This is a genomic window from Pseudomonas sp. W5-36, assembly GCF_046540455.1.
Classification (GTDB): Bacteria; Pseudomonadota; Gammaproteobacteria; order Pseudomonadales; family Pseudomonadaceae; genus Aquipseudomonas; species Aquipseudomonas graminis_B.
Genome location: NZ_JAXCIQ010000017.1, coordinates 36,214 through 62,821 on the forward strand (window position 1 = coordinate 36,214; position 26,608 = coordinate 62,821).

General features: G+C 60.2%; 23 protein-coding genes and 1 pseudogene. 5 read left to right on the forward strand and 19 right to left on the reverse strand.

Annotated features, from left to right (window positions below; genetic code table 11):
- Positions 1-197: 197 nt before the first annotated feature.
- The gene (locus SLW74_RS22105) at positions 198-2,567 is read right to left on the reverse strand and encodes a membrane-bound PQQ-dependent dehydrogenase, glucose/quinate/shikimate family (protein ID WP_410930127.1); all 2,370 of its coding nucleotides are present in this window, start codon (positions 2,565-2,567) and stop codon (positions 198-200) included.
- A 775-nt stretch (positions 2,568-3,342) separates the two neighbouring features.
- Here SLW74_RS22105 and SLW74_RS22110 point away from each other — a divergent pair.
- Entirely contained in the window at positions 3,343-3,594 is a 252-nt protein-coding gene (locus SLW74_RS22110; RefSeq protein ID WP_410930128.1) for a hypothetical protein, read from the forward strand.
- Between the two features lie 56 nt (positions 3,595-3,650).
- Entirely contained in the window at positions 3,651-6,344 is a 2,694-nt protein-coding gene (locus tag SLW74_RS22115) for a glycoside hydrolase family 3 protein (protein ID WP_410930165.1), read from the forward strand.
- A gap of 63 nt (positions 6,345-6,407) precedes the next feature.
- Here SLW74_RS22115 and SLW74_RS22120 read toward each other — a convergent pair whose 3' ends face one another.
- From SLW74_RS22120 to SLW74_RS22135, 4 genes are all read right to left on the reverse strand, one after another.
- The gene (locus SLW74_RS22120) at positions 6,408-7,058 is read right to left on the reverse strand and encodes a TetR/AcrR family transcriptional regulator (RefSeq protein ID WP_065990789.1); all 651 of its coding nucleotides are present in this window, start codon (positions 7,056-7,058) and stop codon (positions 6,408-6,410) included.
- A gap of 55 nt (positions 7,059-7,113) precedes the next feature.
- Positions 7,114-8,469 (reverse strand): MATE family efflux transporter, encoded by a 1,356-nt coding sequence (locus SLW74_RS22125; protein ID WP_192131709.1) that lies wholly within the window; start codon positions 8,467-8,469, stop codon positions 7,114-7,116.
- Positions 8,470-8,552: 83 nt separating this feature from the next.
- Positions 8,553-11,138 (reverse strand): EAL domain-containing protein, encoded by a 2,586-nt coding sequence (locus tag SLW74_RS22130; protein ID WP_410930129.1) that lies wholly within the window; start codon positions 11,136-11,138, stop codon positions 8,553-8,555.
- Positions 11,139-11,170: 32 nt separating this feature from the next.
- Positions 11,171-12,178, reverse strand: a complete 1,008-nt coding sequence (locus SLW74_RS22135; protein WP_296308115.1) for a DNA-binding protein — start codon at positions 12,176-12,178, stop codon at positions 11,171-11,173.
- 179 nt (positions 12,179-12,357) lie between these two features.
- On the opposite strand from SLW74_RS22135, the gene SLW74_RS22140 reads away from it, so the two are divergent.
- The 3 genes from SLW74_RS22140 (at position 12,358) to SLW74_RS22150 (ending at position 14,996) form a co-directional block, all read left to right on the forward strand.
- On the forward strand, positions 12,358-13,323 hold the full coding sequence (locus tag SLW74_RS22140) for a tyrosine-type recombinase/integrase (protein ID WP_410930130.1): 966 nt from the start codon (positions 12,358-12,360) through the stop codon (positions 13,321-13,323).
- A 204-nt stretch (positions 13,324-13,527) separates the two neighbouring features.
- The gene (locus SLW74_RS22145; RefSeq protein WP_065990779.1) at positions 13,528-13,896 is read left to right on the forward strand and encodes a histone-like nucleoid-structuring protein, MvaT/MvaU family; all 369 of its coding nucleotides are present in this window, start codon (positions 13,528-13,530) and stop codon (positions 13,894-13,896) included.
- 209 nt (positions 13,897-14,105) lie between these two features.
- Positions 14,106-14,996 (forward strand): alpha/beta fold hydrolase, encoded by an 891-nt coding sequence (locus SLW74_RS22150; RefSeq protein WP_192131717.1) that lies wholly within the window; start codon positions 14,106-14,108, stop codon positions 14,994-14,996.
- 27 nt (positions 14,997-15,023) lie between these two features.
- Here the strand turns inward: SLW74_RS22150 and SLW74_RS22155 are convergent, their stop codons facing one another.
- The 14 genes and pseudogenes from SLW74_RS22155 to SLW74_RS22220 all read right to left on the reverse strand — a co-directional run.
- The gene (locus tag SLW74_RS22155; protein ID WP_410930131.1) at positions 15,024-15,197 is read right to left on the reverse strand and encodes a hypothetical protein; all 174 of its coding nucleotides are present in this window, start codon (positions 15,195-15,197) and stop codon (positions 15,024-15,026) included.
- 111 nt (positions 15,198-15,308) lie between these two features.
- On the reverse strand, positions 15,309-15,638 hold the full coding sequence (locus tag SLW74_RS22160) for a hypothetical protein (protein WP_369317860.1): 330 nt from the start codon (positions 15,636-15,638) through the stop codon (positions 15,309-15,311).
- 99 nt (positions 15,639-15,737) lie between these two features.
- Complete coding sequence (locus tag SLW74_RS22165) at positions 15,738-16,103, reverse strand: response regulator transcription factor (protein ID WP_065990774.1); 366 nt, start codon at positions 16,101-16,103, stop codon at positions 15,738-15,740.
- A gap of 92 nt (positions 16,104-16,195) precedes the next feature.
- Entirely contained in the window at positions 16,196-17,584 is a 1,389-nt protein-coding gene (locus SLW74_RS22170) for an RAD55 family ATPase (RefSeq protein ID WP_410930132.1), read from the reverse strand.
- 273 nt (positions 17,585-17,857) lie between these two features.
- The gene (locus SLW74_RS22175) at positions 17,858-18,064 is read right to left on the reverse strand and encodes a hypothetical protein (protein ID WP_410930133.1); all 207 of its coding nucleotides are present in this window, start codon (positions 18,062-18,064) and stop codon (positions 17,858-17,860) included.
- Positions 18,065-18,142: 78 nt separating this feature from the next.
- A complete protein-coding gene (locus SLW74_RS22180) occupies positions 18,143-19,027 on the reverse strand; it encodes a manganese catalase family protein (RefSeq protein ID WP_192131726.1) in 885 nt (294 codons plus the stop codon).
- A gap of 356 nt (positions 19,028-19,383) precedes the next feature.
- Positions 19,384-19,647, reverse strand: a complete 264-nt coding sequence (locus SLW74_RS22185; RefSeq protein ID WP_065990645.1) for a PAAR domain-containing protein — start codon at positions 19,645-19,647, stop codon at positions 19,384-19,386.
- A 217-nt stretch (positions 19,648-19,864) separates the two neighbouring features.
- Positions 19,865-20,503 (reverse strand): DUF2931 family protein, encoded by a 639-nt coding sequence (locus tag SLW74_RS22190; protein ID WP_410930134.1) that lies wholly within the window; start codon positions 20,501-20,503, stop codon positions 19,865-19,867.
- A 97-nt stretch (positions 20,504-20,600) separates the two neighbouring features.
- Entirely contained in the window at positions 20,601-20,978 is a 378-nt protein-coding gene (locus tag SLW74_RS22195) for a DUF2931 family protein (RefSeq protein ID WP_279615260.1), read from the reverse strand.
- On the reverse strand, positions 20,927-21,238 hold the full coding sequence (locus tag SLW74_RS22200; RefSeq protein WP_410930135.1) for a DUF2931 family protein: 312 nt from the start codon (positions 21,236-21,238) through the stop codon (positions 20,927-20,929). The genes SLW74_RS22195 and SLW74_RS22200 overlap by 52 nt, the downstream gene beginning before the upstream one ends.
- Complete coding sequence (locus tag SLW74_RS22205; RefSeq protein WP_410930136.1) at positions 21,235-21,909, reverse strand: hypothetical protein; 675 nt, start codon at positions 21,907-21,909, stop codon at positions 21,235-21,237. The genes SLW74_RS22200 and SLW74_RS22205 overlap by 4 nt, the downstream gene beginning before the upstream one ends.
- Positions 21,896-22,534: a DUF2931 family protein gene (locus tag SLW74_RS22210; protein ID WP_065990638.1), complete on the reverse strand. Its 639-nt coding sequence runs from the start codon at positions 22,532-22,534 to the stop codon at positions 21,896-21,898. The genes SLW74_RS22205 and SLW74_RS22210 overlap by 14 nt, the downstream gene beginning before the upstream one ends.
- Complete coding sequence (locus SLW74_RS22215) at positions 22,531-24,093, reverse strand: T6SS phospholipase effector Tle1-like catalytic domain-containing protein (protein ID WP_410930166.1); 1,563 nt, start codon at positions 24,091-24,093, stop codon at positions 22,531-22,533. Before SLW74_RS22215 ends, SLW74_RS22210 begins: the two co-directional genes overlap by 4 nt.
- A gap of 147 nt (positions 24,094-24,240) precedes the next feature.
- Positions 24,241-26,556: pseudogene (locus SLW74_RS22220) on the reverse strand (type VI secretion system Vgr family protein); the annotation flags it as partial.
- Between the last annotated feature and the right edge of the window lie 52 nt (positions 26,557-26,608).

Genomic DNA, 26,608 nt, shown 5'->3' on the forward strand with positions numbered 1-26,608 from the left:
GCGAAGCGGGTCCAAAGGTTTCACGACCGGTCTCCGGCCGATCGCGGGACAAGCCACGCTCCTACAGAACCTGCGTGGGCCGCGTGCTTAGGGTTCCAGAGATTCATTGGAGGACGGCGGGAGTAGCGTTCAATGCCCGGCATAAAAAAAGGCCGTGACGCACAACGGCGTCACGGCCTTTTCCACACGTCATTCAATCAATCCAGACGGAACGCGATCACGCTGTCGCCCAACGTGGTGCCGAGCGAGCCGTGCCCGCCGGCGGAGATGACGACGTACTGCTTGCCGTCGCTGCCCATGTAGGTCGAAGGCGTCGCCTGACCGCCCGCCGGCAGCTCCTTCTCCCAGAGCACGTCACCGGTGTTGACGTCGTACGCGCGGATGAAGTTGTCCGCCGTGGCGCCATGGAACACCACGCCCCCCGCCGTCACCAGCGGACCGCCGTGGGCGACCATGCCCATCGGGAAACCGATCGGGAAGCGGCCCGGCAGGAAGCTGGTTTTGAGGTTCTGGGTGGTGCCGGTGCGGCGCATCCACGCGGTTTTGCCGGTGGTCAGGTCCACCCCGACCATGCGGCCCCACGGCGGCGCAATGCACGGCACGCCCAGCGCCGAAGCGAACTGCTTGATCCGAATCGCGTAGTCGCCGTTGAAGTTCTCGTTCCAGTAAGGCGTACCGTCCTGGGTGAACAGCCGCTTCTCGGCGGTTTCCGGGGTGCGCTTGATCAGGTGATAGGTGTAGGCCAGGCGTACTGGTGCGGCGATCAGAATCTGGCGATCCGGATCCACCGCCACCGAGCCCCAGTTGAACGCCCCGATGTTGCCGGGGAAGATCAACGAACCCTGCTCGGTGCTCGGCGTCCACGGGTTGCCGTCGTAGCGCAGCGTGTTGTAGGTCGTGCGGCAGGCCATCTGATCGAAGGGCGTCAGGCCCCACATCGATTTCTCGCTCAGGGGTTCCGGGATGAAGTTGATTTTCGACACCGGCTGGGTCGGCGCGAAATGCTCGCCCGGCACGCCGCCCTGGGTCGACACATTGACCTGATCGACCGGGACAATCGGTTCCCCGGTCAGGCGGTTGAGCACGAAAATATTGCCCACTTTGGTTGGCAACAGCAGCGCCGGTTGCTGGCTGCCCTCTTTGCCGACGTCCATCAGGGTCGGCTGCGACGGGTTATCGCGGTCCCACAGGTCGTTGTTCGAGGACTGGAATTTCCACTTGAGCGCACCGGTGTTCAGGTCCAGCGCCACCAGCGTGTCACGGAATTTTTCCGTGTTGCTGTTCGGGTCGCGGTTAATGCCCAGCTCGTCTGGCGAGGCATTGCCGAACGGCACGAACACCAAGCCGTTTTTCATGTCGGCGCTCAACGTGCCCCACGCCACGGGTGTGTCCTGCGGGTAGGTCTGTTCGGCGGCAATGGGCTGGGTCAAGTCCGGGTTGGCCGGGTCGAAGTTCCACACCAGCGTGCCGGTCACAGCGTTGTAGGCGCGGATCACACCCGACGGGTTGCCATCGTTGTAGCCGTTGTCCATCACCGAACCACCGACGATGACCAGATCACCGGCGATCAGCGGCGCAGCGGTCTGCATCAGCGCATGGGGACGGATCTCGCCCATGTTGGTGCTGAGATCGATCACCCCGTTGTCGCCGAAATCGCTGCACAGCGTGCCGGTGTCAGCGTCCAGGGCCACCAGTTTTGCGTCCGCAGTGGCCGTGATGATGCGCTTGGCGCACTGGCTCGATGGGGTGGCTGCAGCGGTTGCGGCCGGCGCGTAATAACTGACGCCACGGCAGGTCTGATGCTGCTGCAGGTACGAACGGTTTTTCTCCGGCACCCACTTCCAGTCCGACTTGCCGGTTTCGGGGTTCAGCGCGTGCACTTCGTTGTGCGCCGTGCAGACGTACACCCGGTTGTTGACCTTCAACGGCGTGGCTTCGAAGGTGTACTCGCCGGCGTCTTTGGCGGCATCGCGCAGATCGCCGGTGTGGTATTCCCACGCCACGGTCAGTTTCTTCACGTTGCCGGCATTGATCTGGTCAAGGCTGGAGAAACGCTGACCGCTGTTGGTGCCGCCATAGGCCACCCAGTCATTACCGGCTTCACCCGTGCTGCGGGTCGCCAGCGGGGTGTCGATCTTGCCGGCCACCGGGTAAGGGTCGTAGAACATCACCGCCAGCACGATCAGCATCATCACGCCGACGGTGCCGCCCAGAAACGGATGGAAGCGGCGGGTATCGCCCGGGTTCTGCGCCTTGTACAGCGGGCGCACCACCCACGGCAGCGCCAGCCACAGACCCAGCAGCGCGAACAGGTCGCCGCGCGGAATCCACTGCCATTTGTCGAAGCCGACCTCGTAGACGATCCAGATCAGAATCGCCCACATCAGCAGCGCATACACCGTCAGCGCCGACTGCTTTTTCAGCATCAGCAGCACCGCCGAGGCCAATACCGCGAGGGCGATCATCGAGTACGCCGCCGAGCCGCCGGCGGCCACCAGTTGCGCACCCATGTACAACAGGGCAATGGCGAAAATCGCCATCACCGCCCCAGTCACTCTCAAGATCATTGTTGGTTTTCCGTGTTGGGGCCGGTGATGGCTCCCGAGTGGGAAGTGGGCGAAAGCGGGAGGTCCGAGCCGCCCGTTCGCAAGCGTTCCCGACCATACTAGCGCCCACACCCTGCGCCACAAAAACCTTTGTGCCCCCTTTCCGAATGTCTGACGCAGGGCCTTTAGCGTTAGGGGTGGTTGCGGGTGTAAAGGGACGACGGCACTGGCGTGCTTATTAACTCATGAGAGAGGCGCACTTTTACAGCGCCCACGGTTCAGCGGTCGCCAGTGTTTCTCCAGAGACTCCTGATCAGTTCAAATTAAACTTTGGGCGCAGTCACTCACATAATGAGCGACACAGAAGTGCTATTAACCGCCAAAGATGATGAATATGTATCCGCAACTAAGGCGGCTATGCAGTCGTCTGAATGGTCGAGGATTCCTCAGCGCGGAGAGAGCTTACCAGCAACCTAAACCTAATAGCAATTAGGTTTTCCATACGGCAAGTCAAGCTATGGTTTTGCTCTATTATTGGCAATATTCATCTCTTTAATTCGTTTAAAGGGCGTTTTATTGCCGTGAATCAAGATTATCGGTCTTCAGCTCAGCACTGCACCGCCTTCGGAAACCTTCCTGAAAGCCCCTTTTCGATCACCGCTCGTCTAATTAAAAATTAATCTTGCAAACGCTGAACTAATCAGTAGATTCCGCAGACTTAACGTTCGCCCTGTTCTCACAGGGCGGGTTTGCGCGTTCATTTAATTTCCACACCCCATCAATCGAGAAACAATCGATGAATAGAACCATGCTGTCTGTGTGCAGCGTCGTGCTTTTCGGCGCCTGCAGTTTTGCTGCTGTTGCGGCGGACTCCACGTCCACTCAAAACGCCACTTCTGCAGAAACAATTCGCGCCCAAGTTGAGAAACAGCGCGACCAGCTTTCCGGCGTTGACAAGGTTGCCGTGCCAGCTACCCAGACTTCGTCCGCCGTGCTCGATGCGCCGGTCGACACCGGTGACGCGCCGGTACTGGTGCAGAAGCCATGACCGAACCACGCACCCCGCCGTCCGGCCTCCGTCAGCAACCCGTGAGCGCATTCCCGATGTCAGTTTTCAAACACACCCTGGCCTTGAGCCTGTTGTCCCTTGGCGTGCTGCAAGCCAACCTGGCCCTGGCGGAGGTCACGCCGGCCACCGGCAACGCCGTCGAAGCCCGGGTCAGTTCGATCCTCGACAACATGAGCCAGTCCGAGAAGATCAACTTCACCCGCGTCAACGACGGCCACATGATCCCGTCTTTGCTCAAATGGGGCATCAAGGGCACCGTGGCCTACGACTCCTCCATGGGCGTGCACGTCAACAACGCCACATTCGGCGCGCAGTACCCGTCACAGTCCGCTCTCGCGGCGACCTGGAGCATCAACCGCGCCAAGGAATTCGGCCTGGCTATCGCCTACGAGACGCGGATCTCCGGTGGTCAGCAAATGCTCTCCCCGGGCGTTAACCTGTACCGCACGCCGTACAACGGGCGCTCGGCGGAATACGCCAGCGGCGAAGACCCGTTCATCGGCGCCGTACTGGCGCCGGCCGTGGTCAACGGCATTCAGGCACAGGGCATTCAGGCGAGCGGCAAGCACTACCTGGCCAACGAACAGGAAGCCAACCGTCAGGCGCTGAATGTCGTGGTGGACGAGCGCACCCTGCGTGAGCTGTATCTGCCGGGCTTTGAGTCGATGGTGAAGAACGCCAATGTCGCCTCGATCATGTGCGGCTTCAACAAGATCAATGGCGATTACGCCTGCGAAAACCATCACCTGATTACTGAAGTGCTCAAGGGTGAATGGGGCTATCAAGGCACCGTGATCAGTGACTTCAACGCGATCCATGACGCGTTCAAAGGCGCGTGGGCCGGCACCGACATCGACATGCCGTCGGGCCTGCAATTCACTGAAGCCAACCTGATGCCCTATGTCTGGAGCGGCCAGCTGAGCCAGAACGTCATCGACGACAAGGTCAAACGCAACCTGCGCGCCATTGTCAGCTATGACTTCCAGGAAAACCTCAACACCGCCAAGACCCTGGACCACCCCGAGTACGGCCAGCGCGCTTCGCTGAACACAGCGCGTGAGTCGATCGTGCTCCTGCGCAACGAGAACACCGCAGCGGGCAAACCGCTGCTGCCGCTGGCCCGAGACGCCAAGATCGCGGTCATCGGTGACTGGGCCTATCAGGCGCCGGCATCGCCGTTCGGCACCGCGAACTCGCCGCCCAACAGCTACGTCACCGAGCTGAGCGGCCTGCAGCAACTGGCATCCAGCAGCGCCAACGTCACCTACCTTCCCGAGCTGAGCCTGAACCCCAAAGCCTCGGCCTGGTTTCAGCCCGCGGTGGGCAGCAATAACGTCAACAATGCCGGCGTGAAGGCGGAATACTTCGCCAACACCAGCTTCTCCGGCAGCCCGGCCGTGACCCGCGTCGAACCTGGCGTGAACCTCAACTGGACCACCGGCACCAACGAAACCAACGCCGGCACCACCGCGGTGTCCGGTTTCAGCCCGACCCCAGGCGCATTCTCGGCACGCTACACCGCCACCATCAAGCCGAGCGTTTCCGGCGCCCAGGTGTTCAAGGTGCGTGCGGACGGCCCGTACAAATTGTGGGTCAACGACGAGCTGGTCCTGCAGAGCGACGGCGCGCCGTACTCCGGCGACGTGGTCAACGCGCTGACAACGTCAGGCAAAACCGCCGCGCTGGTGGCCGGCAAGTCGTACTCGGTGAAGCTTGAGTACCAACGCATTCAGGGCAACTTCATCCCTGCGCTGGGTGGCGTGACCGGCGTGCAGATGAGCTGGGCCGCGCTGCGTCCGCCGAAGGACCTGTCCAAGTACGACGCGGTCGTTATTGCAACAGGCTCCAACTACGAGCACGAAGGCGAAGGCTCCGACCACGGTTTCGAACTGCCTGACCAGCAAGCAGAGCTGATCAGCTTCGTCACCAAGGCCAACCCCAACACCATCGTGGTCATGCACGGCGGCGGTTCGGCGGACATGCAGCCGTGGGCGAGCAAGGTCGGCGCATCGCTGCAAGCCTGGTTCCCGGGTCAGCAAGGCGGCCAGGCCCTGGCCGAGATTCTGTTCGGCAAGGTCAACCCGTCGGGCAAGCTGCCGATCACCATCGACAAGAAGATCGAGGACAACCCGAGCTACACGTCGTACCCGGATCCGGCTGCCTACCGTGGCGACAACGCGCTGACCGAAATGACCTACAGCGAAGGCCTGTACATGGGTTATCGCGGTTATGACAAGAAGCACGCCAAGCCGCTGTATCCGTTCGGTTACGGCCTGTCCTACACCACGTTTGGTTACAGCGACCTGAAGCTGTCGACCAACGTCATGGCGCCGGGCAGCACGGTCGATGTCACCTTCAAAGTGACCAACACCGGTGACAAGGCCGGCTTCGAAGTGGCGCAGCTGTACGTCCACCCGAACAACCCGGCGGTCGACCGTCCCGAGAAAGAGCTGAAGGGCTTCACCAAGGTTTACCTGCAACCGGGTGAAAGCAAGACCGTGAGCATCCCGATCGATTCGCGCTCCCTGGCGTACTACGTCGAGAAGACCGACAGCTGGGATGTGGACGCCGGCAAGTTCAAGATCCTCGTAGGGCCTGATTCCGAAGACCTGCCGCTGGATCGCACCTTGATCACGCTGTTCCCGGAACACCTGACCACCCGCGACAGCAACCCGCTGCCGCTGCCACTGCGCAAGGCAGTGCAGGTCAGCGCTTCGCAAACCTACTGAGTGGGTAAGCCGGTCGGATTTCTGATCGCGTCTTAAATCTTGGCTAAAACGGCCACTTCAAGCTCAGGGACGAGCTTGAAGGTCGGCTTTCAAACGGCGCAGGTAGCCCTCGAACACCGCCATCACGTCGACATCTTCCGGGGCCCTGAGCCACTGGATCTGCACACCGTCCATGACCGAGAAGATCTCCTGAGCGAGTGCCTTCACGTCGATGTCCGGGCGCACCTCCCCCGCCTCGATCAACGCCTGCAGATGCCCGCGCGCATGCTCGTGGGTGATGTGAAAGCGCGTCTTGTACCAGTCGAAGGCCGGATGCGCCTCTGACAGGCTTTCCGTATTGAGCACCATCGCCGCCTGACACTCGGCAGCGTCCTGGACGCTGAAACTCATGCTCATCCGCACGAATTTGATGAACCCCTCCAGCGTCATCTCCATGGTCAGTTCACTGAACCGCGACACCACTCGCTGATCTCGCCGCTCCAGCAGCGCATTGAGCAGCGCCTCCTTGTTCGGAAAATGATGCAGCAGGCCGACGGTGGTGATGCCGGCGAGCTGCGCGACATCTTTCATCGACGCACTGGAATAACCATTGCGGGCGAAGATCAGCGTCGCCGCGTCGAGCAAGGCGGCACGACGCATTTCACCCTTGGGTGCACGCCGCCGCTTCGGCGAGGCCATCTCGGGCGAGTCATTCCCTGATTCGTCGTCTGTCATAAGCCCTTGTCTCGCAGATTCAAATAAAGCCCGACCGAGCACGGCAACTGCCTGCTCACGCCACGGCCTGCGCGGCGCCCCGGCGCTGAAAAAACCGCCTGGCCGTCAGGGACGCGATTGTAATCGAAGTCACGGCAATCAATGCGTTACCGGTGAGCATGGCCGGGAACGCACCGGCCGCACCGAACAGGTGAATCCCGCCCAGCACGAACGGCACGGTCCCCAGCGTTGCCCGCAGCCAGGCGAACAGCGCCACCAGCCACGGCCGGCCCAGGGTCACAAACATCGCGATGGCGACGAAATCCAGCCCGATCAGCGCCCACAGCCCGCCGCCGATGTGGCAGAACGCTAAAAAGATCGCCCGCCCGGCGCCTTCCAGTTCGTAGGTGTCAGCCAGCGGAGTGGCCACCAGCAGCAGCACGGCCCAGACCAGCAGGCCATAGACGATCACCAGCCTGCGGCTGAACACGATGGCTGAGGCGACGCGAGCATCGCGATGGGCGCCGATGTTCTGCCCCAGCACCGGCGCCAGCGCGCTGGGCAGGGAGAAGAACACGCAGTAGGCAAACTGCATCACGCGGTCCATCACCGCCATGGCCGCCAGCGCCGACGTGCCATAGGCGCCGATCGACGAGACCAGATAGGTGAGGCCCACGGGCGTCGCCAGGTTGCCGACCATGGCGGGCAAGCCGACCTGCATGACCTTGCGCGTGTGCAGGCGCAGCAGGCGCCAGCGGAGGGTAAACGGCATCCCCAGCCGCGCCCGCAGCCAGTAAATGCCCAGGCCCAGGGACACCAGCGCCGACAGCGCATAGGAAATCCCCGCGCCTTCGAGCCCGAGGCCAAAGCCGAAAATGAACAAGGGGTCAGCCAGCGCCAGGGTCGCCGCACCTGACAATACGACCCACAGGGCGCGGCGGCTGTCGCCGGCGGTTCGCAGGATTTGCGCCGACATCTGCATGGCCGACTGCAACACGCTGAACGGCAGGGTCAGCCAGATGAAAATTCGCGCGGCTTCGTAGGTGCTGGCGTCCGCGCCGAGCCAATGGGTGAGCGGAACCAGCAGCGCCAGTTGCAACGCCGCCGCTGCGCCCGACGCGATCACCACCATCACCATCAAGTGGGTGACCAGACGCGATGACGCCTTCGCGGCGCGATGGCCGATCCGCTCCGACAGCACCGTTGCGGCGGCAATGATCAGCCCGCTGGACACGGCACTGTTGAGGAAGATCAACACCTTCGCCACCCCCGTCGCGGCGAGCAGCAACGGGTCGTGAAGCATCGAGACGTAGAGCAGCGTGAAGATGTCCACCAGGAACACCGCGAGCAGGCTCAAGGCGCTGGTGCTCGACATCACCAGCACGTGCCGGGCCACCGAGCCTTCGGTGAAAACAGCGCGCGGGTGAGTCATGAACACTCCAGAACTAAACAGTGGCCAGATGCGGCAGCGGGTGTGATGGATGGAAGCGGCGCTGCCGGGACAGCGCGCGCACTTTATACGTTTGTGCCCAGCGCCGCCGTATTTCTCGCCGCCAGCAGCGCGTGAAAGTCCGAGGTGGTCAGCGGGAGACTGAGGAAATAGCCCTGCCCCTCCTCGCACTGCACTGACTTGAGCAATTGCAGGTCCTCGGCGGTTTCGATGCCCTCGGCCGTAACCGTGAGTGACAGCGCCCGGCCCAACCCGACGATGGCCTGCACGATGGAGCGATCGCCCTCGCTTTCGCTGAGGCGGGTCAGAAAGCTGCGGTCGATCTTCAGCCCGTCGAAGGGGAAGGTGCGCAAGTAACTCAACGACGAATACCCGGTGCCGAAGTCGTCCATGGCGATGCGCACCCCCAGTTGCTTGAGCGTCTGCATGACATCGAGCGCCCCGACGGCGTCATCAATCATGACCCCTTCGGTGATCTCCAGTTCGACCCGCGACGGCTCGATCCCGGTGGCCTTGAGGGCGGCCTGAATGCGCGCCGGCAGGTTGCCGCGCTTGAATTCGGCCGGCGACAGGTTGATGGAAATGAACAGGTGCTTCGGCCAGCCCGCGGCTTCACTGCAGGCCTGGGCCATGACCCAGTCGCCGAGGGGGATGATCAGCCCGCTTTCCTCGGCGATGGGGATGAAGGTGTCCGGGGGAATCAGGCCGCGCTGGGGATGCTGCCAACGCACCAGCGCTTCGGCGCCGACCATTTCGCCGTCGGAAATACGGAAACGCGGCTGGAAATGCAGGCGCAGTTCATCGTGTTTGATGGCATAGCGCAGGTCACTCTCCAGCCGACGGCGCTCGATGATCTTCGCGTTCATGTCGCCTGCGTAAAACCGCCAGGTGCCTCGACCGCTGGCCTTGGCCTCGTACAGTGCGATGTCGGCGTACCGCAGCAGCTCGGCGGCCTCGCGCGCATCGGTGGGCGCCATGGCGACGCCGATGCTGGCGCTGACGAATATTTCCTGGTCGTCGATCTCCACCGGGCGTTCGATCGACTCGATCAGCCGTCGGCACAACGCCTCGACTTCGTCCTGGGTCTGGGGGTCGCTGAGGATCAGCACGAATTCGTCGCCGCCCACCCGCGCGACCAGATCGCCGTGGCGCACGCAATCGGACAACCGACTGGACACGTCGTTGAGCACGCGGTCGCCGGCGGCGTGGCCGAGCAGGTCATTGACCGGTTTGAAGCGGTCCAGGTCAATGCTCAGCATCACCAGTGGCTGATCGAGGGTCGGCAACGCTTTCAGCTTGCCGTCCAGAAACTCCTGCAAGCGGACCCGATTGGGCAGCCCGGTCAGGGCGTCGTGCTGGGAGAGAAACTCAATGCGCCGACGGGCCTCCACTTCTTCGGTGACATCGGTGGCCGTACCGCGGAATCCGCCGACCGCCATCGACCGCGCTGACAGGCGACTGATGCGCTCGCGCCCGCAGGTCTCCAGGTAGCGGCACTGAATGGTGATGTCGGGGCGACGGTTGGGGATCGCCAGCCACTGCGACACCTGGCCGAGCTCGGTTTGCAGCAGATCGTCCATCGAGGCGCCGACCCACTGGGCGCGGTTCAGTCCGGTCACGATTTCAAAGCGGTCCGAGAGGTAAGTGAAACGCCCTGCGCTGTCGATTTCCCAGACCCAGTCCGAGCTGGCTTCCACCACGTCACGAAAGCGCGCTTCACTGGTGGCCAATGCGCTTTCACTTTTTTGCAGGGACGCGTAGCTGTCATCCAGGGAGCGCGCGGCGGCGGTGGCGCGACGCAGGATAGCCCAGGTCATCAGGCACACCAGCGCGGCGGCCAGACCGATCAGCGGCAGGCCGAGGGTCAGCAAGCGCAGGCCTGGCTTGGGGGGCGTCCAGTGCAGGGCGCCGGCAGTACCGCCTTCGCCCAGTGGAAAGACCGAGACTTGGTTGAGCTCGTTGGGCGTTGCAATGTGCAGGCCGTCTACGCCGTATTCCTTGCCCAGAACGGCCAGCTTGGCGTCGTCCAGCACGTCGACGAAGATCAGCACCGAAGGCGCCCGGCCATCGGCGGTCACCCCCGGGTCGGTGCCAGGGGTGATAGCGGCTGCGGCAACCAGCGCGGGTGTGCCGTTCAGGTCGACGAAGGCGGTGACCGGCGTGCCTGTCTCGGCCCCTTCCCTGGCCTTGGCCAGCAGCCGGTCCTTGGCCTGTCCCAGCCACGGATCGGCATCAACCTTTTGCAGCTGTCCTGCGATCACCGCATACACCGTACGACCGGCGTCATTGATGACGAACAAACCCTTAAACCCGAAATCGCTGTACAGCGTAGGTCCGATGTTCTGGCGGACGAACGCCCACTCCGTGTCCACCTGCAAATGCAGGTAGCGGTAGGCATCGCCCCAGTAGGCGTAGTCCCTGACCGTGACGGACAGCGATTTTTGAAGAGAGCGCATTGCCTTCTCGGTGTAGAACGCGCTTTCGATCTCCTCGTTGTGATCAAGGTCATGGGCGAGGAAGGCCAGCAGATAGGCGGCCAGCAGAAAGACGCCTGCCAGCAGGAACACGAACTTGAACAACGAACCCCGCGCCAGGGCGACGGTCGAGGGGCTGGCGGGTTTGATGACATTGGGGATGGGCTGGTTTGACATGGCTTTCCGCAAGCTGAAGACCGGTGGGTCGCTTAGGTCTGTATCGGCGGCGCCGTGGCAATAATGAGCTGGACCTCAGCGCGCAGGCTGTCGTTGTCTTCGCTCAACACGGCCACACGCTGATTGGCCTGTGCCAGTTGCTCGTTCGCCTGTGACACCGCTTTCGCCAGGGATTTACTGTCCGCTTTTATAGCCACCAGTTGCTCTTGAAGCTGCTCACGGGCGCCGTCGGCTTTGGCGGTGGCCATCTGCGCGCTGCGAAGTTCTGTGGCGAGGCGCTGCGCCTGGTCTTGCTGATCGGACAACGCCCGGGCCTGTTGACGCATCTCGCCGAGCAAACGCTCGTTGTCGCGGTTCAGGCGCGTGGATTCATCCTGCTTGACCACCAGCGTCTCCTGAAGCTTTCGCTGCTCCAGCTGGATCTGCTGAAGCTGGGCTTCATGGCGACGCTGATCCTGCTCGCGCTGCTCCTTGATAGCATCGCGGTAATGCTCCAGCGCGGCGCGGGCGTGCACATGCTTTTCTTCGAGGGACTGAATTTGCACGTCCTTGTCCTGCACGCGCCTTTCAAGGTCTTGGCACTGCTGGCTCAGACCGGCGTTGCGCGTCAGTTCCGACTGCCAGGAGGAGTGGGTGGTGTGCAACTGGGCGCCCTGTTCGGTCAGCGCGGCGTGTTGCGATTCGCACTGGTGCCGGGCTGACTTCAGCTCCAGCTCAAGGGCTTCCAGCCGGGTTTCCCATGCTGATCGTTGTTGATCGAACGCCGCCTGCGCCTGGGCAACGACCTGCGCGCCCTCCTCCGTCAGCCGATCAAGCAGGCTTTCAACCAGCGCCTTCAGCTCCTCGCTCATACGCTCCCGCGACGACACCTCGGCCGGCGCCTGGGCGTCCAGTTCCTTCAAGTACCGCGCAATGGTGGTTTTCGACCCGGTGTTACCCAGTTCCACCCGTACCGCGTCGATGCTGGGGTAGGCGCCCTTGCTCAGCAACGCCTGTCGTGCGCGTTCTACCACCGCCTTGTTAATGCCTCCGCGTGCCATGTCCACTCCTACTATTTCGTATCGTGTTACGTAACACGTTATTACAGGCTACATTAGCAGCTAGAACCTTGTGTGGAAATGTTTCTGCCAGCAGCCGATAATAGTGCTTTATCGCTTTTCAGACGGGTGAAAGGCGATCCCAGCCAGCAAAGCGCCCGTGTCACGCCGCCGAGGGACGTATGGAAAAGGCAGATCGATACCTGTCAGCAGGCACCCGCGCCAATACGCGGCGGAGCTATCGCGCCGCGATCGAGCATTTCGAAGTGGTCTGGGGCGGTTACTTGCCCACCACAGGCGACGGCATCGTCCGCTACCTCGCCGAGTACGCTGACAAGCACGCCATCAGTACGCTGAAGCAGCGGCTGGCGGCGCTGGCCCAGTGGCACGTCACCCAGGGGTTTCCGGACCCGACCAAAACACCCACCGTGCGGCAACTGCTCAAGGGCATTCGCGTCGTCCACCCGGCGCAGGCCAAACAGGCGGCGCCGTTGCTGTTGCGTCACCTCGAGCAAGCGGTGGCATGGCTGGAGAATGAGGCGAACGCCGCCTGGACACGGGGCGACCACAAGACACTGATGCGTCATCGTCGCTCCATCGCGCTGGTGCTGATCGGCTTCTGGCGAGGGTTTCGCGGCGACGAACTGGCCCGGCTGGACATCGGCAACACCCAGGCCCAGGCCGGCGAAGGCATCAGCTTTTATCTGCCGTACACCAAAGGCGACCGCCAGCATGAGGGCACCACCTTTCGCACCCCGGCGCTGAAGACCCTCTGCCCGGTCAATGCGTACATCAACTGGATCACCGTGGCCGGGCTGACCCAGGGGCCGGTGTTCCGCCGGATCGACCGCTGGGGCAACCTGTCCATGGACGCCATCAACGCCCACAGCCTGGTGCCGATGTTGCGGCGCATCTTTAAAGACGCCGGGCTGCCCGACGACCTCTACAGCAGTCACTCGATGCGCCGGGGATTTGCAACGTGGGCGTCAGGCAACGGCTGGGATATTAAAAGCCTGATGAATTACGTCGGCTGGAAAGACATTAAATCAGCGCTGCGTTATGTAGACCCGACCACGTCGTTTGGCGGCCTGGCATTGAAACCCGCTTTGAACACAGCGTTGCAGCCTGCAGCGCTCGGCAACAGCTGACAGGCGTGCATGTTTTAAAGCGCACCACAGCGCGTGAACTGGCAACCTTGCAGTCAAGGCAGAAAAGTTTGCTGTTAGTACTGGCATCCATGCACCCACTCGCACTACAGTGTCCACGGTTACACCAGTAATCACCGTGCGCTCCAATGTTCGCCAGTGCTAACGCCGCACGTCAGTATCAACAAACCGAAACATGGAGTTCCAATGTCTAAACTTGCTGAATACCGCCAACTCGAACGTCACCTTGCCGATCAGCTCGCTGCCCTCGAGGCCATGAAAGGCGATAAAGGCCTGGAACAGGAAATCGAATTCGAAGGCAAATTGCGTACGCTGCTCGGCGAATACAATAAGAGCCTTAAAGATATTATTTCGATTCTGGATCACCCGACCGGATCCAAACAGGGCAAGAACGCCAGCGCCCCCGAGAAAACCACTCGCAAAGCCCGCGCCGTTAAAGTGTATAAAAACCCGCACACCGGTGAAGTCGTTGAAACCAAAGGTGGCAACCACAAAACCTTGAAAGAATGGAAAGCCGAACACGGTTCCGACACGGTCGAATCCTGGGTTTCCTGATCGGCCTGTCTAGGGAGCTGGCTCACTGACCACTGCCCCATTGCCGATCTCCCGATGCATGCGCCCACGGCGCTGCATCGGTGATTCAAACGCTGCTCCCGTATTGATTTACGCTTCGCCGTCGCACACGCTCATCAGATAGATCCTCCCTTATTTCAACCCGGCATGTCCTCAGGGCTTCGCTACTACCTGTCTGTCGGAGCCATCCCGTGAAGAACATCGTTGCCGGCGTGCTGAATGTTTCATACCGCGACGTGGGACCCAGCGACGGCCCTGTCGTGATAGTGCTCCACGGATTCCCCTATGACATCCACGCCTATGACGAGGTGTCGGCGCGACTGGTTCAGGCTGGCTGCCGCTGCATCGTGCCTTATCTGAGGGGATACGGTCCCACCCGATTTGTCGATGCCGCCACACCCCGCTCGGGCGAGCAGGCGGCACTGGGCGCCGACCTCCTGGCACTCATGGACGCGCTGAACATTCCTCACGCCATTCTCGCCGGTTACGACTGGGGCGGACGCGCCGCATGTGTGGTCGCTGCGCTGTGGCCGGAACGGGTAACGGGACTGGTCAGTTGCGACCCCGGCTACAACATTCAGGACATCGCTGCTGCAAACACACCCGCCTCCCCCGAAACGGAACGGCGCCTGTGGTACCAGTATTACCTTCACGGCGAGCGCGGACGGGCAGGCCTTGCGGCCAATCGAACGGAGTTCTGCCGTTTGCTGTGGACGCTCTGGTCACCGACATGGGGATTCTCCGAATCCACGTTCACTGACACCGCTCAGTCGTTTGAAAACCCGGACTTTGTCGAGGTCGTGGTGCATTCCTACCGTCATCGTTACGGATTGGTTCCGGGCGATCCCGCCTATGCCTTTATTCAGGAGAAGCTCGCGCAAACGCCACTGATCAGGGTTCCGGCGGTGATCCTCGCAGGGGCAGACGATGGCGTCTCTTCAAAACGTGAGGGCGTTGCGGCGGTGCGGGGATTTGCAGGGCAAGTGCGGCGGCAGGTGATAGAGGGAGTGGGCCACAATGTGCCGCAAGAAGCGCCGGCAGAGTTTACCGATGCAATACTAAGCCTGCTGGACGATCATTGAGTGCATATAACCTGAGCCACTAGCGACTCAGGACTGCTCGGCATTGCTTAGCTCGACGGCTGACTTGGCCGCTTCAACTTCATCTTCAAAGTACAGTTCGGCGCCCCCCTCATCCTTGACGCGGAAGACGGCGGTTGCGCCGGACTGCCGGTGTTCAAGTGGGATGTCTTCACCTTCCAGTCTGACGACGGCCACGGCCATTATGATTCTCCTGCGGGAAACACTGACAACCAACCGAGCTGTTCACACTGGAACCTGCTGACATTGATGATCAGTTTGAACGTTCAAGGGCATGGTCATTACGCACAATAATCAGCGTAGAACCGAGTGTTGTGTGTGGGTACGTGGGGTGCTGAAGATTTGCGCGCTTTGCAGCGTGACAGGCAGCGGGCTGTATTCAAGGTTGATCAGGCGGACCCCGTTGATGTGAGGCTGCCCACAAGGAAGTGCACCAAAGGCAGTGGCCAGCACCATCTGGTCGTGCTCAAACAAAACGATGGTTTCCGCGGTCACGGCGTCCATGTAAAGCGAATAAGGGCACGACGCATCGGGACAAATCTGATGGCGAAGTTCGTTTAACACGCGCAGGCGGCGGTAGACAACGGTGCCTTCACCCAACGATTTGCTGTACCAGGTATTCATTGCGCTGCCCATCTTGTAAGCGTTATCAGTATCGACCCTGCCCTGATCCGATTCGTTCAACGGTAATAACGATCGAGCGAGGCCAACTTATGAACGGGCTTACAGGCGGGCTTGAAACAGAGCGTGGATCTTGCCGATGACCTGATCGATGTCGAAGGGCTTTTCAATCACCTCATCAAACAAATCCGGCCGCTCGGTCCCCATATAGGCCTGCGCGCCACTCATGAGCATGATCGGCGTCGCCATGTGAACTTGACGGGACTTGATTGTCTGGGCAAGTTCCAGACCGGTCATGCCCGGCATCATGAAATCGGTGATGATCAGGTCGGGGCGCTCGCGGTCAAGAATGGCCAGCGCTTTGCTTCCGCTGCCGGCGACGACCGTATGAAAGCCTTCGTCCTCCAGCGCAAAGCTGAGGATGTCGGCAATCAGGTATTCGTCGTCGATGATCAGAATGGTCGGCATCAGAGGGTCACTTCCCACGACGTCGCGAGGGTCTGGCGCCTGGTCAGGCAACTCAACGGCTCTGGCCACCCCCACGTTGCGAATCGCATATCTCAGACCTTCTTCATGGTGATTCCAGCGTTGCTCATCACGACTTCAAGTGGCGAGGGATCGTAGGCATTGTCTCTGATCTTCAGAATAGAAACCTGCCGCTGAAGTTCAGTCCGATGCTGCACGAATTGGACGAGCAGCAGGTTATCCACCACGCCGGAGACATCCGGTGTCGGGAGGTTTGCATGCTCGTCGAACAACCGATGGGCTTCCCATGCCGCCATCACCGTAACGCCCCGGCCGCGAAGCTCGCTGAGCAAGGTGTCCAGAACGTCCAGCACCCGACTCTGATCGGCGGCCGTGCGGCTCAGGGCATTCAGGCTGTCGATGAACACACGCTTGATCCGCAGCCGCTCTACCCGGTCGAGCAAGTCGTAACAGACACGATCAATCAGACCCGCCGAGGCCGGCGTCCAGACGATGTGCAGCGCCCCCGACGCTTCCAGCCCGGCGAAGTCCTTTCCGAGAGAACGCGCTTTGCTCATGGCCCGCTGCGGCGACTCGTGAAAGCCGAAGTACAGCCCGGGCTCCTGTGCCGAACAGCCGCCCAGAAACTGAATGCCCAGGGACGTCTTTCCCGCGCCAGAAGGGCCCATGATCAGGGTCACCGAAGAGCGGACCAGACCGCCACCGATGTGGGCGTCCAGCCCGTCGATGCCGCTGCTCAGTAGGGAATGGGGATGTTCGGGCATGGCGCCGGTGCGGGTGAGCATGCATTCCAGGCGCGGGTAAATGGAAATGCCCTGCTCGTTGATCTCGAATTCATGGGCACCAGGGATCGCGCCACTGCCCCGCGTCTTGCGCATCTTGACGCGCCGCACCGTGCGCGAGCCGACCATGTCTTCGCCCATCTCGATCACGCCGTCGACCATGGTGTGCTCGGGACTGCCATCGTCGAGTTGCGAACTGGTGAGGAACAGCACCGTGCAACCGGCGAATGCGGCATGCCCCTGCAGCTCGGAGATGAATTGCTTGGTGTCCAGCGGCGTTTCTGCCCTGGAGCGCGCGTTGAGCAGCCCGTCCAGTATCAGCAGGCTGGAATGCTGGCGGCTGATCTCGCGGCGCAGCAACTTGACCACTTCGTGCAGCCCGTCGTTCTCGAGGGTGTCGAACGCGCTGACGAACTGGATACTCTGGCCTACCGCACCGCGATCAAAGAAGCTCAGGGTCGAGAGGAAATGAAACAGCCGGTCGTGGGGTTCGGCGAGCAATGTTGCGAACAGCACGCGGCCGTTTTGGCGGACGTGGTTGAACCCCACCTGGTTGGCGAGAATCGTCTTGCCCGACCCCGGCCGTCCTTGAATGATGTATGACGCGCCCGCAACAAGGCCTCCTTTGAGCACTGCGTCGAAGCCCTTGATCCCGCTTTCAAGGCGTTTTAGCTGATTCAAATCTGCTCCCTCTCCTGATGTGCATCAGGCCTGAAAATACGCATTGCTCACGCGCGAAGGCCAATACAGTGGCGGGTAATCGCGGATCAGTCCAGCCCGTCGCAACGTTGCGGATTGCGCGGCGTGCAGTGGCTGAGCAGGTATCTCATTCGGTCCCCTCGGCAGCGACAAAAAAAAGCCCGCTTTCGCGGGCAAAATCGATGGAGTTATAGCGAGATGGAACCGTCCAGCCAGCGGATGGTTCTGCGAAACCACCCACAGAAACCCCGAGCGTTAATGGAGTCTCTCAACCCCTTTGACGGATTTGGGCAGCAGTCCCGCCTTGAATTGCTGAACAAACATCGCCGTTCTGAACCCGCGCCCCAGCGTTGCCGCTTCTGCTTCAAAACGGGTTACACATGACGTGAAGTCGAGCTTGGCGTTGTCGCTGAACAACTCGCTGACTTCGTTGAGGGTTGAATCTTCCAATGGCTTGTTCATCAGAGACCTCCATGCTGTACCTGGCATTGATGACACTGTCGGGCTGGGCCGCTACGTACCGGCCCAGCCCGTCTCGGTTTACTCGGCTTTGCCCTGAGCCAGGCCCGAACCGAGGTCAGCACCGGTCATAGGGTCGGCTTCCAGATCGGACTTCAGCCGCTCTTTCATCATGGTCAGCGTCACCGAATCGTCCTCGCTCAACGTGACAGAAGCGGTACCATCGCCCCCATCGACTGCCGGCTTTGGATTCTCGACGTATTCGAAATCTGCGTCGCTGTTCCACGGCCCACGCACGTTCGGCTCGCCGTTGGACATGCTGAAGTAAGTCCGGGAGAACTCTGGCATGCCTGGCAGCTTGCCTTGGGGGAAGTTCGGCTGAATCGAATGCAACGCTTTCTCGAAGGAAATCTGATGCGCGATTTCACGGGTCATCAGGAAGCCCAGTGCGTCCTTGATGCCTGGATCGGTGGTCACGTTCATCAGGCGTTCGTAAACGATCTTCGCCCGTGCTTCGGCGGCGATGTTCGAACGGAAGTCCGCCGTCGGTTCACCGATGGTATCGATGTAAGCGGCTGTCCATGGCACGCCCGCGGAGTTGACCAGCGGAGCGCCACCGCCGTACAGCAGGCTGGTGATGTGCGAATCATTGCCGGCACCGTTGATGTCACGGTACAGCTCGCCTTCGGCTTGCACGCCTTCGGCCAGTTTGCCTTTGGCGCCTTTGTTGAGCATCACGATGATCGAGCCAATGATCTCAAGGTGGCTCAATTCCTCGGTGGCGATGTCCAGCAACAGGTCCTTGCGACCTGGATCCTCTTCAGCCAACGCTTGAGTGAAGTAACGAGTGGCCGCGGCCAGCTCGCCCTGGGCGCCACCGAACTGCTCCAGAAGCAGATTGGCCAGACCCGGATTAGGCTCGGCGACGCGAACCGTGTATTGGAGACGTTTATTGTGCAGGAACATAGTGTTACTCCCTTCTCAGGCTATTTTGATATCAGGATGTTTAACGACAAGTTCAGCTTTTTTAGTACGGCGATCGGTCAACTAAGCAGAACGCACAGATATAAAGAGAGATCGGGGGTGGTGTAATTCAGGAAAGCGAAAATAGGCCCGACCAATGGTGTGGCGCTTAAAGTTTAATAACGGTGGGCGTGTCCCGACAGGTGGTTTGTTATTTAAACGACAGCCGAACGAATTGAATTTCGCGACCCTAAGCGATCTGAATGGAGAGTTGTCAGGAGTTGGATCGACGGCATTGCACCGTCGATGACCATGAAGATTTTTCGTGGGGACATGGAGCGGGTCGCGCAGGTGGATCATCAGCTGATGACGGCGGCTTTCGGTCCACTGGCGATCAGGGCCGCGCCACACGCTGTCTTCATTCCGTCCAGTGCAACCGGGACTCCATCCACGGCGTACGTGCTGCTGCCTTCGGCGATGGGGAAAATACCTTTGCATAACGGGCAGCTGACGTTGTGCCCTACCCCGGCGATGGGCTTGCCGTTGAGGTTAGTCTGCGGGAAGGCTTCAAGCACGACGCCGCCGTGGGTGGTGAGGTCGCCTAGGCGGATGATGTCTTTCATAGTTGTGAAGTCTCTCGGTTAGTTTAATTCAGTCACTATCTGTTTACGGTGATTGCTTGTAAGCGGCTGGGAACTGCTCACTCTTTGGAAGTGCATTCGGGTGTAGGAGCTTGTTTGCTGGCGAAGGCGCTGTATCAGGCAACAGAATTGATGTGCCATTTGACGGCCAGCACGACTCAACTGGAAATCGGCGCACATCGAACTTTGGCAGTTGAAATTACCAACTGCCATACGGAATGCCGTGCTGGTCTATCCAGGCTTGCGCCGCTGGATTTGGTGGTCGGTAAAATAGTGCTTTTCCGTCTTGGTTGGGGCCTAGCGGCTCGACTTTAGCTTGATAACGGCCGACTTCTTTGTATCCCAGACAAGATCCACCCACCCAGACTTTAACAATTCCCCCCGGCGCCATTCCAAGGGTGATCGCGTCGCGATAGTCCTCCTCCCATTTGCCTGCCCATAAGCAAAAGGCTTGCTCTGGCTTGATCATCTGATCGCGCACCCACTGCGGTATCTGAATACTGATCTTGTAGGCTTGCGGCTCGACCAGGGATTGCCAACGCAGAAAGATTCGCTCAGGAAGATCGACGTTGTTGATGGGTTTCGACTTGCCTGCGCCATTTCCCCAGCCCTCCGGCTGACCTGTGTAACTCGCGACCCCACCATGCACACGAAAAAAAACCAGACCCCGCTGATCGATCACATCAACCGTCTCCACCCACACCTCCATATGTTGGGGAGCCGCCAGACCGACATACCATGCTGGATATGGCAGCTTGACAGGTGGGGGTACTGAGCTACCCGTTGCGCAGGCACTCAGGCTGATCAGCAATCCGACCGCAAAGACCAGACGCCTCATTCGGGAAACCCAGTCTGCAAATGTAAGCCTTGAACAAAGCAGCAAGTGCGCTAGCCGTCGCGTGCCGTGATGCCCCTTGTGAGCACTCATGGCCGAGTTACCAACTGCCATAGGGAATTCCGTGCTGGTCGACGTAGGCTTTGTTCTCCGGTTCGAGTGGGATGTACTTGCCCTTGCTTTCGCCACGGTAGGGTCCGAGGGGCTCGACTTTGGCTTGGTAGCGGCCAACTTCTTTGAAGCTCAGGCATGGCCCACCGACCCACACTTTGACGATACCTCCCGGAGCCATTCCCAACGTAATCGCGAAACGGTAGTCGTTCATCCATTCTTTTGAACTGCGGCAATACACGCGCTGTGGCGTCACCATCTCATCGCGTACCCACTGCGGTATCCGGATGCTGATTTTGTAAGCCTGAGGCTCCACTAGTGACTGCCAGCGCAGAAGAAGTTGGTCTGGTAAGTCAACGTTGTTGATGGGTTTTCCGCCAGATGTGCCCTTGTGCCAGCCCTCGGGCTTTCGCGTGTAACCGGCGACTCCGGCATGTACGTTAAAAAAACGTATCCCCGCTGATCGAGCACATCGACGCTTTCAACCCACACTTCCATGTGTTTGGGCGCGGCGAAGCCGATATACCACGCCGGATATGGCAGCTTGACAGGTGGGGGTACTGAGCCACCCGTGGCACAGGCACTCAAGCTGAGTAGGAATCCGACTGCAAAACCCAGGCACCTCATTCCGGATAACCTTCTTGCGGACTATTGAGGTGCACGTTCCTGCGATTCAGCGGCGCCGGCTTGCTGAATAGAAAGGGACCCTCAGGGGTCCAGTGCGCGGACAGGTGGATGTAACGAACTCGCAGCAATGACTCTTGCGCAGGTTCAAGTCTTACGAGCCTATCCGTCATTACCTGCTGCAAGATTCGCTTGGCGATAGGCATGAGCTCGTCCGGCATCGCGAGCTCAGGCCGCCCCTCCAGCCCCTTGAATGGAACGCCGTGACGCACCGCTAGTTCACGCATTACGCGCAATGCAATCAGGCTCAGTTCGCCATGCACGGGGCGTTCGAGCAGCACGGTTATCCAGTAGTCCTCCATGGCCGACGCAGCTTTGCCGCGAGGGTTAGTTGCTGCAGGCCAGGCTTTCACCGCAACGTAGCCATCGCGAGCGACACATGATTCGCGCAGTACCTTAGCGTCCGCCTCTGCACGGGCCCAAGCCGCGTGGAACTCAACCCTTTGACCGGTCGGAACGCTGGCCTTGCTGGGCTGCGTCATCCACAGCTTTTCTCGTGCGCGTGGCAGATAGCCCCCGCCGACATCGGAGTGAGCGCCGCACTGGATTCTGAGACGTTCATTTGTGCAGTGGCGCGATGGGTGCGAGGCCGCAGCAGCGTTACCAACTGCCATAGGGAATTCCGTGCTGGTCGACGTAGGCTTTGTTCTCCGGTTCGAGTGGGATGTACTTGCCCTTGCTTGCGCCACGATAGGGGCCGAGCGGTTCGACTTTAGCTTGGTAGCGGCCGACTTCTTTGAAACCCACGCATGGACCACCGACCCAGACTTTCACGACCCCTCCGGGGGCCATGCCTAAGGAAATCACATTCCGGTAGTCATCCTTCCAATCATTTGGGACCAAGCAAAACGCTCGTTCTGGACGAATCATCTCGTTTCGCACCCACTGCGGTATTTTTATTCTGACCTTGTAAGCCTGTGACTCCACCAGTGACTGCCAGCGCAGGAAGATCTGGTCGGGCAGATCGACGTTATTTATAGGTTTCCCTCCCGAGCCCCCTCGGTGCCAGCCCTCGACGTTCCCGGTATAACTTGCGACGCCACCGTGTACCCGGAAAAACGCGAGTCCACGCTTGTCCAGCACATCTACGGTTTCGACCCAGACTTCCATGTGCTTGGGTGCAGCGAAACCTATGTACCAGGCCGGATACGGCAACTTCGGAGCAGGCGGGAATCTTGGCGCGCCAGCGCAGGCACCCAGACTAATAAGCAGCCCTACAGCGAAGATCAGGCGCTTCACTCTGGATAGCCTGTTTGCGGGCGGTTGAGATGCACATTCCTACGATTCAACGGTGCCGGCTTGCTAAGCAAAAAGGGGCCTCGTGGCGTCCAGTGCGCGGACATGTGGATGTAACGCGCTCGCAGCAACGCCTCTTGAGCCGGCTCAAGGCGTACGAGCCGGTCCGTCATTATCTGCTGCAAGATTCGATTCGCGATAGGCATGAGCTCATCCGGCATTGCGAGTTCAGGCCGCTCCTCCAGACCCTTGAATGGAACGCCGTGACGTATCCCCAGCTCACGCATGACACGCAATGCAATCAGGCTCAGTTCGCCATGCACGGGGCGTTCGAGCAGCACGGTTATCCAGTAGTGCTCCATGGCCGACGCAGCTTTGCCGCGAGGGTTAGTTGCTGCAGGCCAGGCCTTCACGGCAACGTAGCCATCGCGAGCCACGCCTGATTCGCGCAATACGTTGGCGTCCGCCTCTGCACGGGTCCACGCGGCATGGAATTCAACCTTTTGACCGGTCGGAACGCTGGCCTTGCAGGGCTGCGTCATCCACGACTTTTCTCGTGCTCGTGGGAGATAGCCCCCGCCGACATCGGAGTGAGCGCCCGGCAGACCTATCTGAAGGTGCGTGTGGTGAACATTATTGAGAGAAAAGTCGGCGCGATATTCGTCGAGCGCTTGAAGGTGGATAACCTGCCGAGCGCAGTCAGGTGGCAGGTAGAGATTGACGCCACGATTAATGTCATTGCCTGGGCTGAAGTCGCCATGTAGTGGGTCTGAGATGGCTGCAACGGAATCGAACAGGCCGACCAAATTGATGCATACATCAGCGGCCGAGTCGAAACTTCTTAATAGACCAGCGCGCCCCCCGACAAGCAGCTCGCTGAATACCCCACGATGAGGCTTAAGGACTTCGTTAGCGCAATGCCGTGCAGCCGCGGCTCCGCGGCTGAAACCGAAGACGTCGAATTCAACGGTGCGAATAGCTGTGCCGGGATTGATTTGGAGGAACTGCTCTAACTGTCTTTCGATCAACGTAGGCGCCTCTTTGACCCGCGCCACCACGCCCGTTTCACCTTGCCCGAGAGCTTGCCCGATCAGCACGTCATCCTCGCCGCCGCTACGGGTGCCGATGCCTTCGATGTACGCCCTGATATAACCAATCTCTGAATCCTTACCGACTGGTGTTGCGGTGTTATCCGGATACAAGTCATACAAATACGCCACATTGCTCGGTGCATTCCCGTAACTGTTATTAGGCGCGCTGTTAAACGCACTACCGTCAAACTCTCCAAACCCGTACTGCTTGCACGTCGCCGCAATGCTTTCAAGCTCTTCACGACTGAAACTGTCCAAATCCGATTGTCGGCACTGTGCGGTCGCCGCCGCATTGCTCTGGTTATTTCCCGTCCCATCAAAGAACAGCCCGATGCGCAGGGTGATGCCTTCGGTGATTTCTTCTTCCTCTTCTTCTTCTTCAAGTTCAGGTGCGGGACGCGGCGTCAGCCATTCTTCGGGCTGCGGAAAGTCGATCGCCACGTGTCCGGGCAGCATTGTGTGGACGGGCATGGTCTTGCCGTCCTTGTCGGTCACGCCGTTGAATACTTCGCCGTCCTGCGTGGTGATCCGGTACCGGACGAAGCGCGCAGCGGCCTTTTGCGCATCGACCAGGGTGTACCCCGCCCCGTAGCCATAAGGTATTGGCGTCACCGGAGTCGTAAGCGTGGTGGCACCGGCCTTCAGCACGTAAGCGGCCCGGTGATAGATATTCCCTGGCGCGCCCAGCTCGATTTCGCCATCCTTGATACGAATGAATGCGCCACCGCAATTCAGGAGGAGCTCTTCCGGCGCGCTGATTTCGATCCGGCCGGCCAGGCTTTCAATCTTGATGTCGTCGTTGGCCAGTGCGTGTAGCGCGCCGGTTTGGGCGTGAAGCTGAACGTCGCCCTGAACCGCTTTTACTTTCAGACCCTTGGTGACGGCACACAGGCTGATCGCACCTTCGGCGGTGCCGGTGATGTTGCGTCCGGCGCTGAGGTCAGTTGAGCGTGATGAGGTGATGGCGACGCTTTCGCGACCGGAGGAAACGCAGATCGCTTCGGGGCTGACCATGCCGATGCCGGCCGGTGCGTGCAGCAGAAGCCCGGGCTCGCTGAGGTGAGTCAGCGCGTCGTTTAGTTGCGAGTGGCTGCGGGTGTCTGCGGCGATAGCACCAGCACTTCTCGCGGCCTGGGCCATGGTGCGTGCCAAGGAAAGCGCGGTTTCAAGCTGGTCGATCGCCGCGTCCATGTCGAGCTGCTGACCGTGGGCTTTGGTCTGTTCATCCGCACTGATCAACAGCCCAGTCCCAGCCCGAATCGCGCCCCAGCTATCCGTGCGCAATTCAAATCCTTCGCCGCGCCTATCCTTCTCGTTGTCGACCAGATGCCCAAGGTTTAGCTGGCTCTTGCCGCTGTGCTCGGTGCTGAGTTTGATGTGTTCCTGGCCGCGGTCGTCTTCCATGCGCAGCTTGTTGTTGGCAGGGGTGCGCAGGACGTTGCGTTTGTAATCGCTGCGCAGCAGCGTCACAGGGTCGGGATGGCGACTGTCGTGCAGGGCATGGGCGATGTAAGGCCGATCAGGGTCGCCTTGCTCAAAGGCAATCGCCACTTCGGTCCCGCAGATCAGCGGCAAGTGCAGGCCGTGGGTATCCCCGGCATAGGGGCGGGCCAGCCTCAGCCAAAGGCTTTCTTGACCCAGCTTCCAGCTGTCGCGGTCAAACAGAAAGCTGACCTTGTAGCGGCCTTCACTGTCGATGTGGCTGTAGGGATCGTTGGCCAGCGAACTGGTGACACGGGCCGGCACAGTGCCCACTATCTCAGGCTTGGCCAGCAACGGCGGCCGAAAGCACACGCTCTCCGAATAGGGAATCGCTTCAAAGCTCAGCTCGAAACTGCGGTCCCGCGCGGCACGCAGCTGCAATCGAGTGATCACCGCACCCGGTTCAAACGCTTGCGGCGCACCACCCGAGATCTGCAGCACCTGCGCCAATCCCAACGAAGCACTGCTGCTCACGCCACTTAAGCGAGTCTGATTATTCAGATACCGCTCATGCCGCAACCGGGCGTAGAAAAACCCGCTTTCACCCTCTAAATCTTCATCCTGATCCAGCTTGTCGCCGAGCACCTTGTACGGCTCGGCATAGTGATACGCCTCGCCGTAAGTGGTGGAACCCCCACGCGTCTGATCAACATGCCCATCGAGCCATGCGTGCGCATCCCGATTGTAATAAGCCCGAAAGTGTACGTTCTTCTCCACCACCTCATGACTGACTTTCAGCCCCCAAACCACGTCCTGACCACTGCTGCCCAACCCCGACTGCGGCCGAAACGGCAAGCTCACCCGCGGCCGAACGTAATGCCGCTGGTCATCATGAAACTCAACGACCGCAACCCCCAATCGCTCATCGTTAGTGAAGCGGAACCAGATCCCCACCTCGGCCAACAGGCGGGAAATAAATGCCAGATCGCTCTCGCCGTACTGCATCACCTGCTCGCGCTTCGGATACTCCCTTACCAGCGAAAACAAAAAATCCTGCCCCTCAAAGTCATGGCGAGTACGCAGAATGCTCTCGACAATCTGCGGCACCGATTGATGCTGATAAATCCGGAACTGCCGCCCACGCCTCAGCAACGCAAGGCGCGGTTCAAGCGTCACTTCATAACGCGCCTCGTCAGCCGAACCAGAGAGCCGTTTAAACCCCGTCACAACCCCATGCAAAGTTCGCAACGGTTTAACCGGAGGCACCGGCAAACCACGAATCGCCACCGGCAACGTATGCGCCGCAGCATGCAGACTGAACTGCGCATCCTGCCCCAGCATCCGCTCAGCGCCGATGTCCGGCTCAGCGGAAGTGAATTCCACCCGGTAACGAAACGGCTGACTCAGCTGTTCCTCGCCCTCGAAGGCCAGAACATCGAGTTCAATGGGCAGACGATGAACAACAAGCTTATGGCGACTGTGGTCGAAGAAAGGCGGCAACACGGTGAGCATGAATGAGCGTCCCTGGCAGGAAAAATCCCCCCTGAGCAGCGCGTAAAGATCT

What these genes read in the sequence shown, in the direction of transcription:
- SLW74_RS22115 (WP_410930165.1), top strand. Translation starts at nt 3,651, where the DNA reads ATGTCAGTTTTCAAACACACCCTGGCCTTGAGCCTGTTGTCCCTTGGC.
- SLW74_RS22200 (WP_410930135.1), bottom strand. Translation starts at nt 21,238, where the DNA reads ATGAGGTGCCTGGGTTTTGCAGTCGGATTCCTACTCAGCTTGAGTGCC.
- SLW74_RS22135 (WP_296308115.1), bottom strand. Translation starts at nt 12,178, where the DNA reads ATGGCACGCGGAGGCATTAACAAGGCGGTGGTAGAACGCGCACGACAG.
- SLW74_RS22110 (WP_410930128.1), top strand. Translation starts at nt 3,343, where the DNA reads ATGAATAGAACCATGCTGTCTGTGTGCAGCGTCGTGCTTTTCGGCGCC.
- SLW74_RS22160 (WP_369317860.1), bottom strand. Translation starts at nt 15,638, where the DNA reads ATGAATACCTGGTACAGCAAATCGTTGGGTGAAGGCACCGTTGTCTAC.
- SLW74_RS22145 (WP_065990779.1), top strand. Translation starts at nt 13,528, where the DNA reads ATGTCTAAACTTGCTGAATACCGCCAACTCGAACGTCACCTTGCCGAT.
- SLW74_RS22190 (WP_410930134.1), bottom strand. Translation starts at nt 20,503, where the DNA reads ATGAGGCGTCTGGTCTTTGCGGTCGGATTGCTGATCAGCCTGAGTGCC.
- SLW74_RS22180 (WP_192131726.1), bottom strand. Translation starts at nt 19,027, where the DNA reads ATGTTCCTGCACAATAAACGTCTCCAATACACGGTTCGCGTCGCCGAG.
- SLW74_RS22125 (WP_192131709.1), bottom strand. Translation starts at nt 8,469, where the DNA reads ATGACTCACCCGCGCGCTGTTTTCACCGAAGGCTCGGTGGCCCGGCAC.
- SLW74_RS22120 (WP_065990789.1), bottom strand. Translation starts at nt 7,058, where the DNA reads ATGACAGACGACGAATCAGGGAATGACTCGCCCGAGATGGCCTCGCCG.
- SLW74_RS22130 (WP_410930129.1), bottom strand. Translation starts at nt 11,138, where the DNA reads ATGTCAAACCAGCCCATCCCCAATGTCATCAAACCCGCCAGCCCCTCG.
- SLW74_RS22185 (WP_065990645.1), bottom strand. Translation starts at nt 19,647, where the DNA reads ATGAAAGACATCATCCGCCTAGGCGACCTCACCACCCACGGCGGCGTC.
- SLW74_RS22155 (WP_410930131.1), bottom strand. Translation starts at nt 15,197, where the DNA reads ATGGCCGTGGCCGTCGTCAGACTGGAAGGTGAAGACATCCCACTTGAA.
- SLW74_RS22140 (WP_410930130.1), top strand. Translation starts at nt 12,358, where the DNA reads ATGGAAAAGGCAGATCGATACCTGTCAGCAGGCACCCGCGCCAATACG.
- SLW74_RS22165 (WP_065990774.1), bottom strand. Translation starts at nt 16,103, where the DNA reads ATGCCGACCATTCTGATCATCGACGACGAATACCTGATTGCCGACATC.
- SLW74_RS22175 (WP_410930133.1), bottom strand. Translation starts at nt 18,064, where the DNA reads ATGAACAAGCCATTGGAAGATTCAACCCTCAACGAAGTCAGCGAGTTG.
- SLW74_RS22105 (WP_410930127.1), bottom strand. Translation starts at nt 2,567, where the DNA reads ATGATCTTGAGAGTGACTGGGGCGGTGATGGCGATTTTCGCCATTGCC.
- SLW74_RS22205 (WP_410930136.1), bottom strand. Translation starts at nt 21,909, where the DNA reads ATGGCAGTTGGTAACGCTGCTGCGGCCTCGCACCCATCGCGCCACTGC.
- SLW74_RS22215 (WP_410930166.1), bottom strand. Translation starts at nt 24,093, where the DNA reads ATGCCCGTCCACACAATGCTGCCCGGACACGTGGCGATCGACTTTCCG.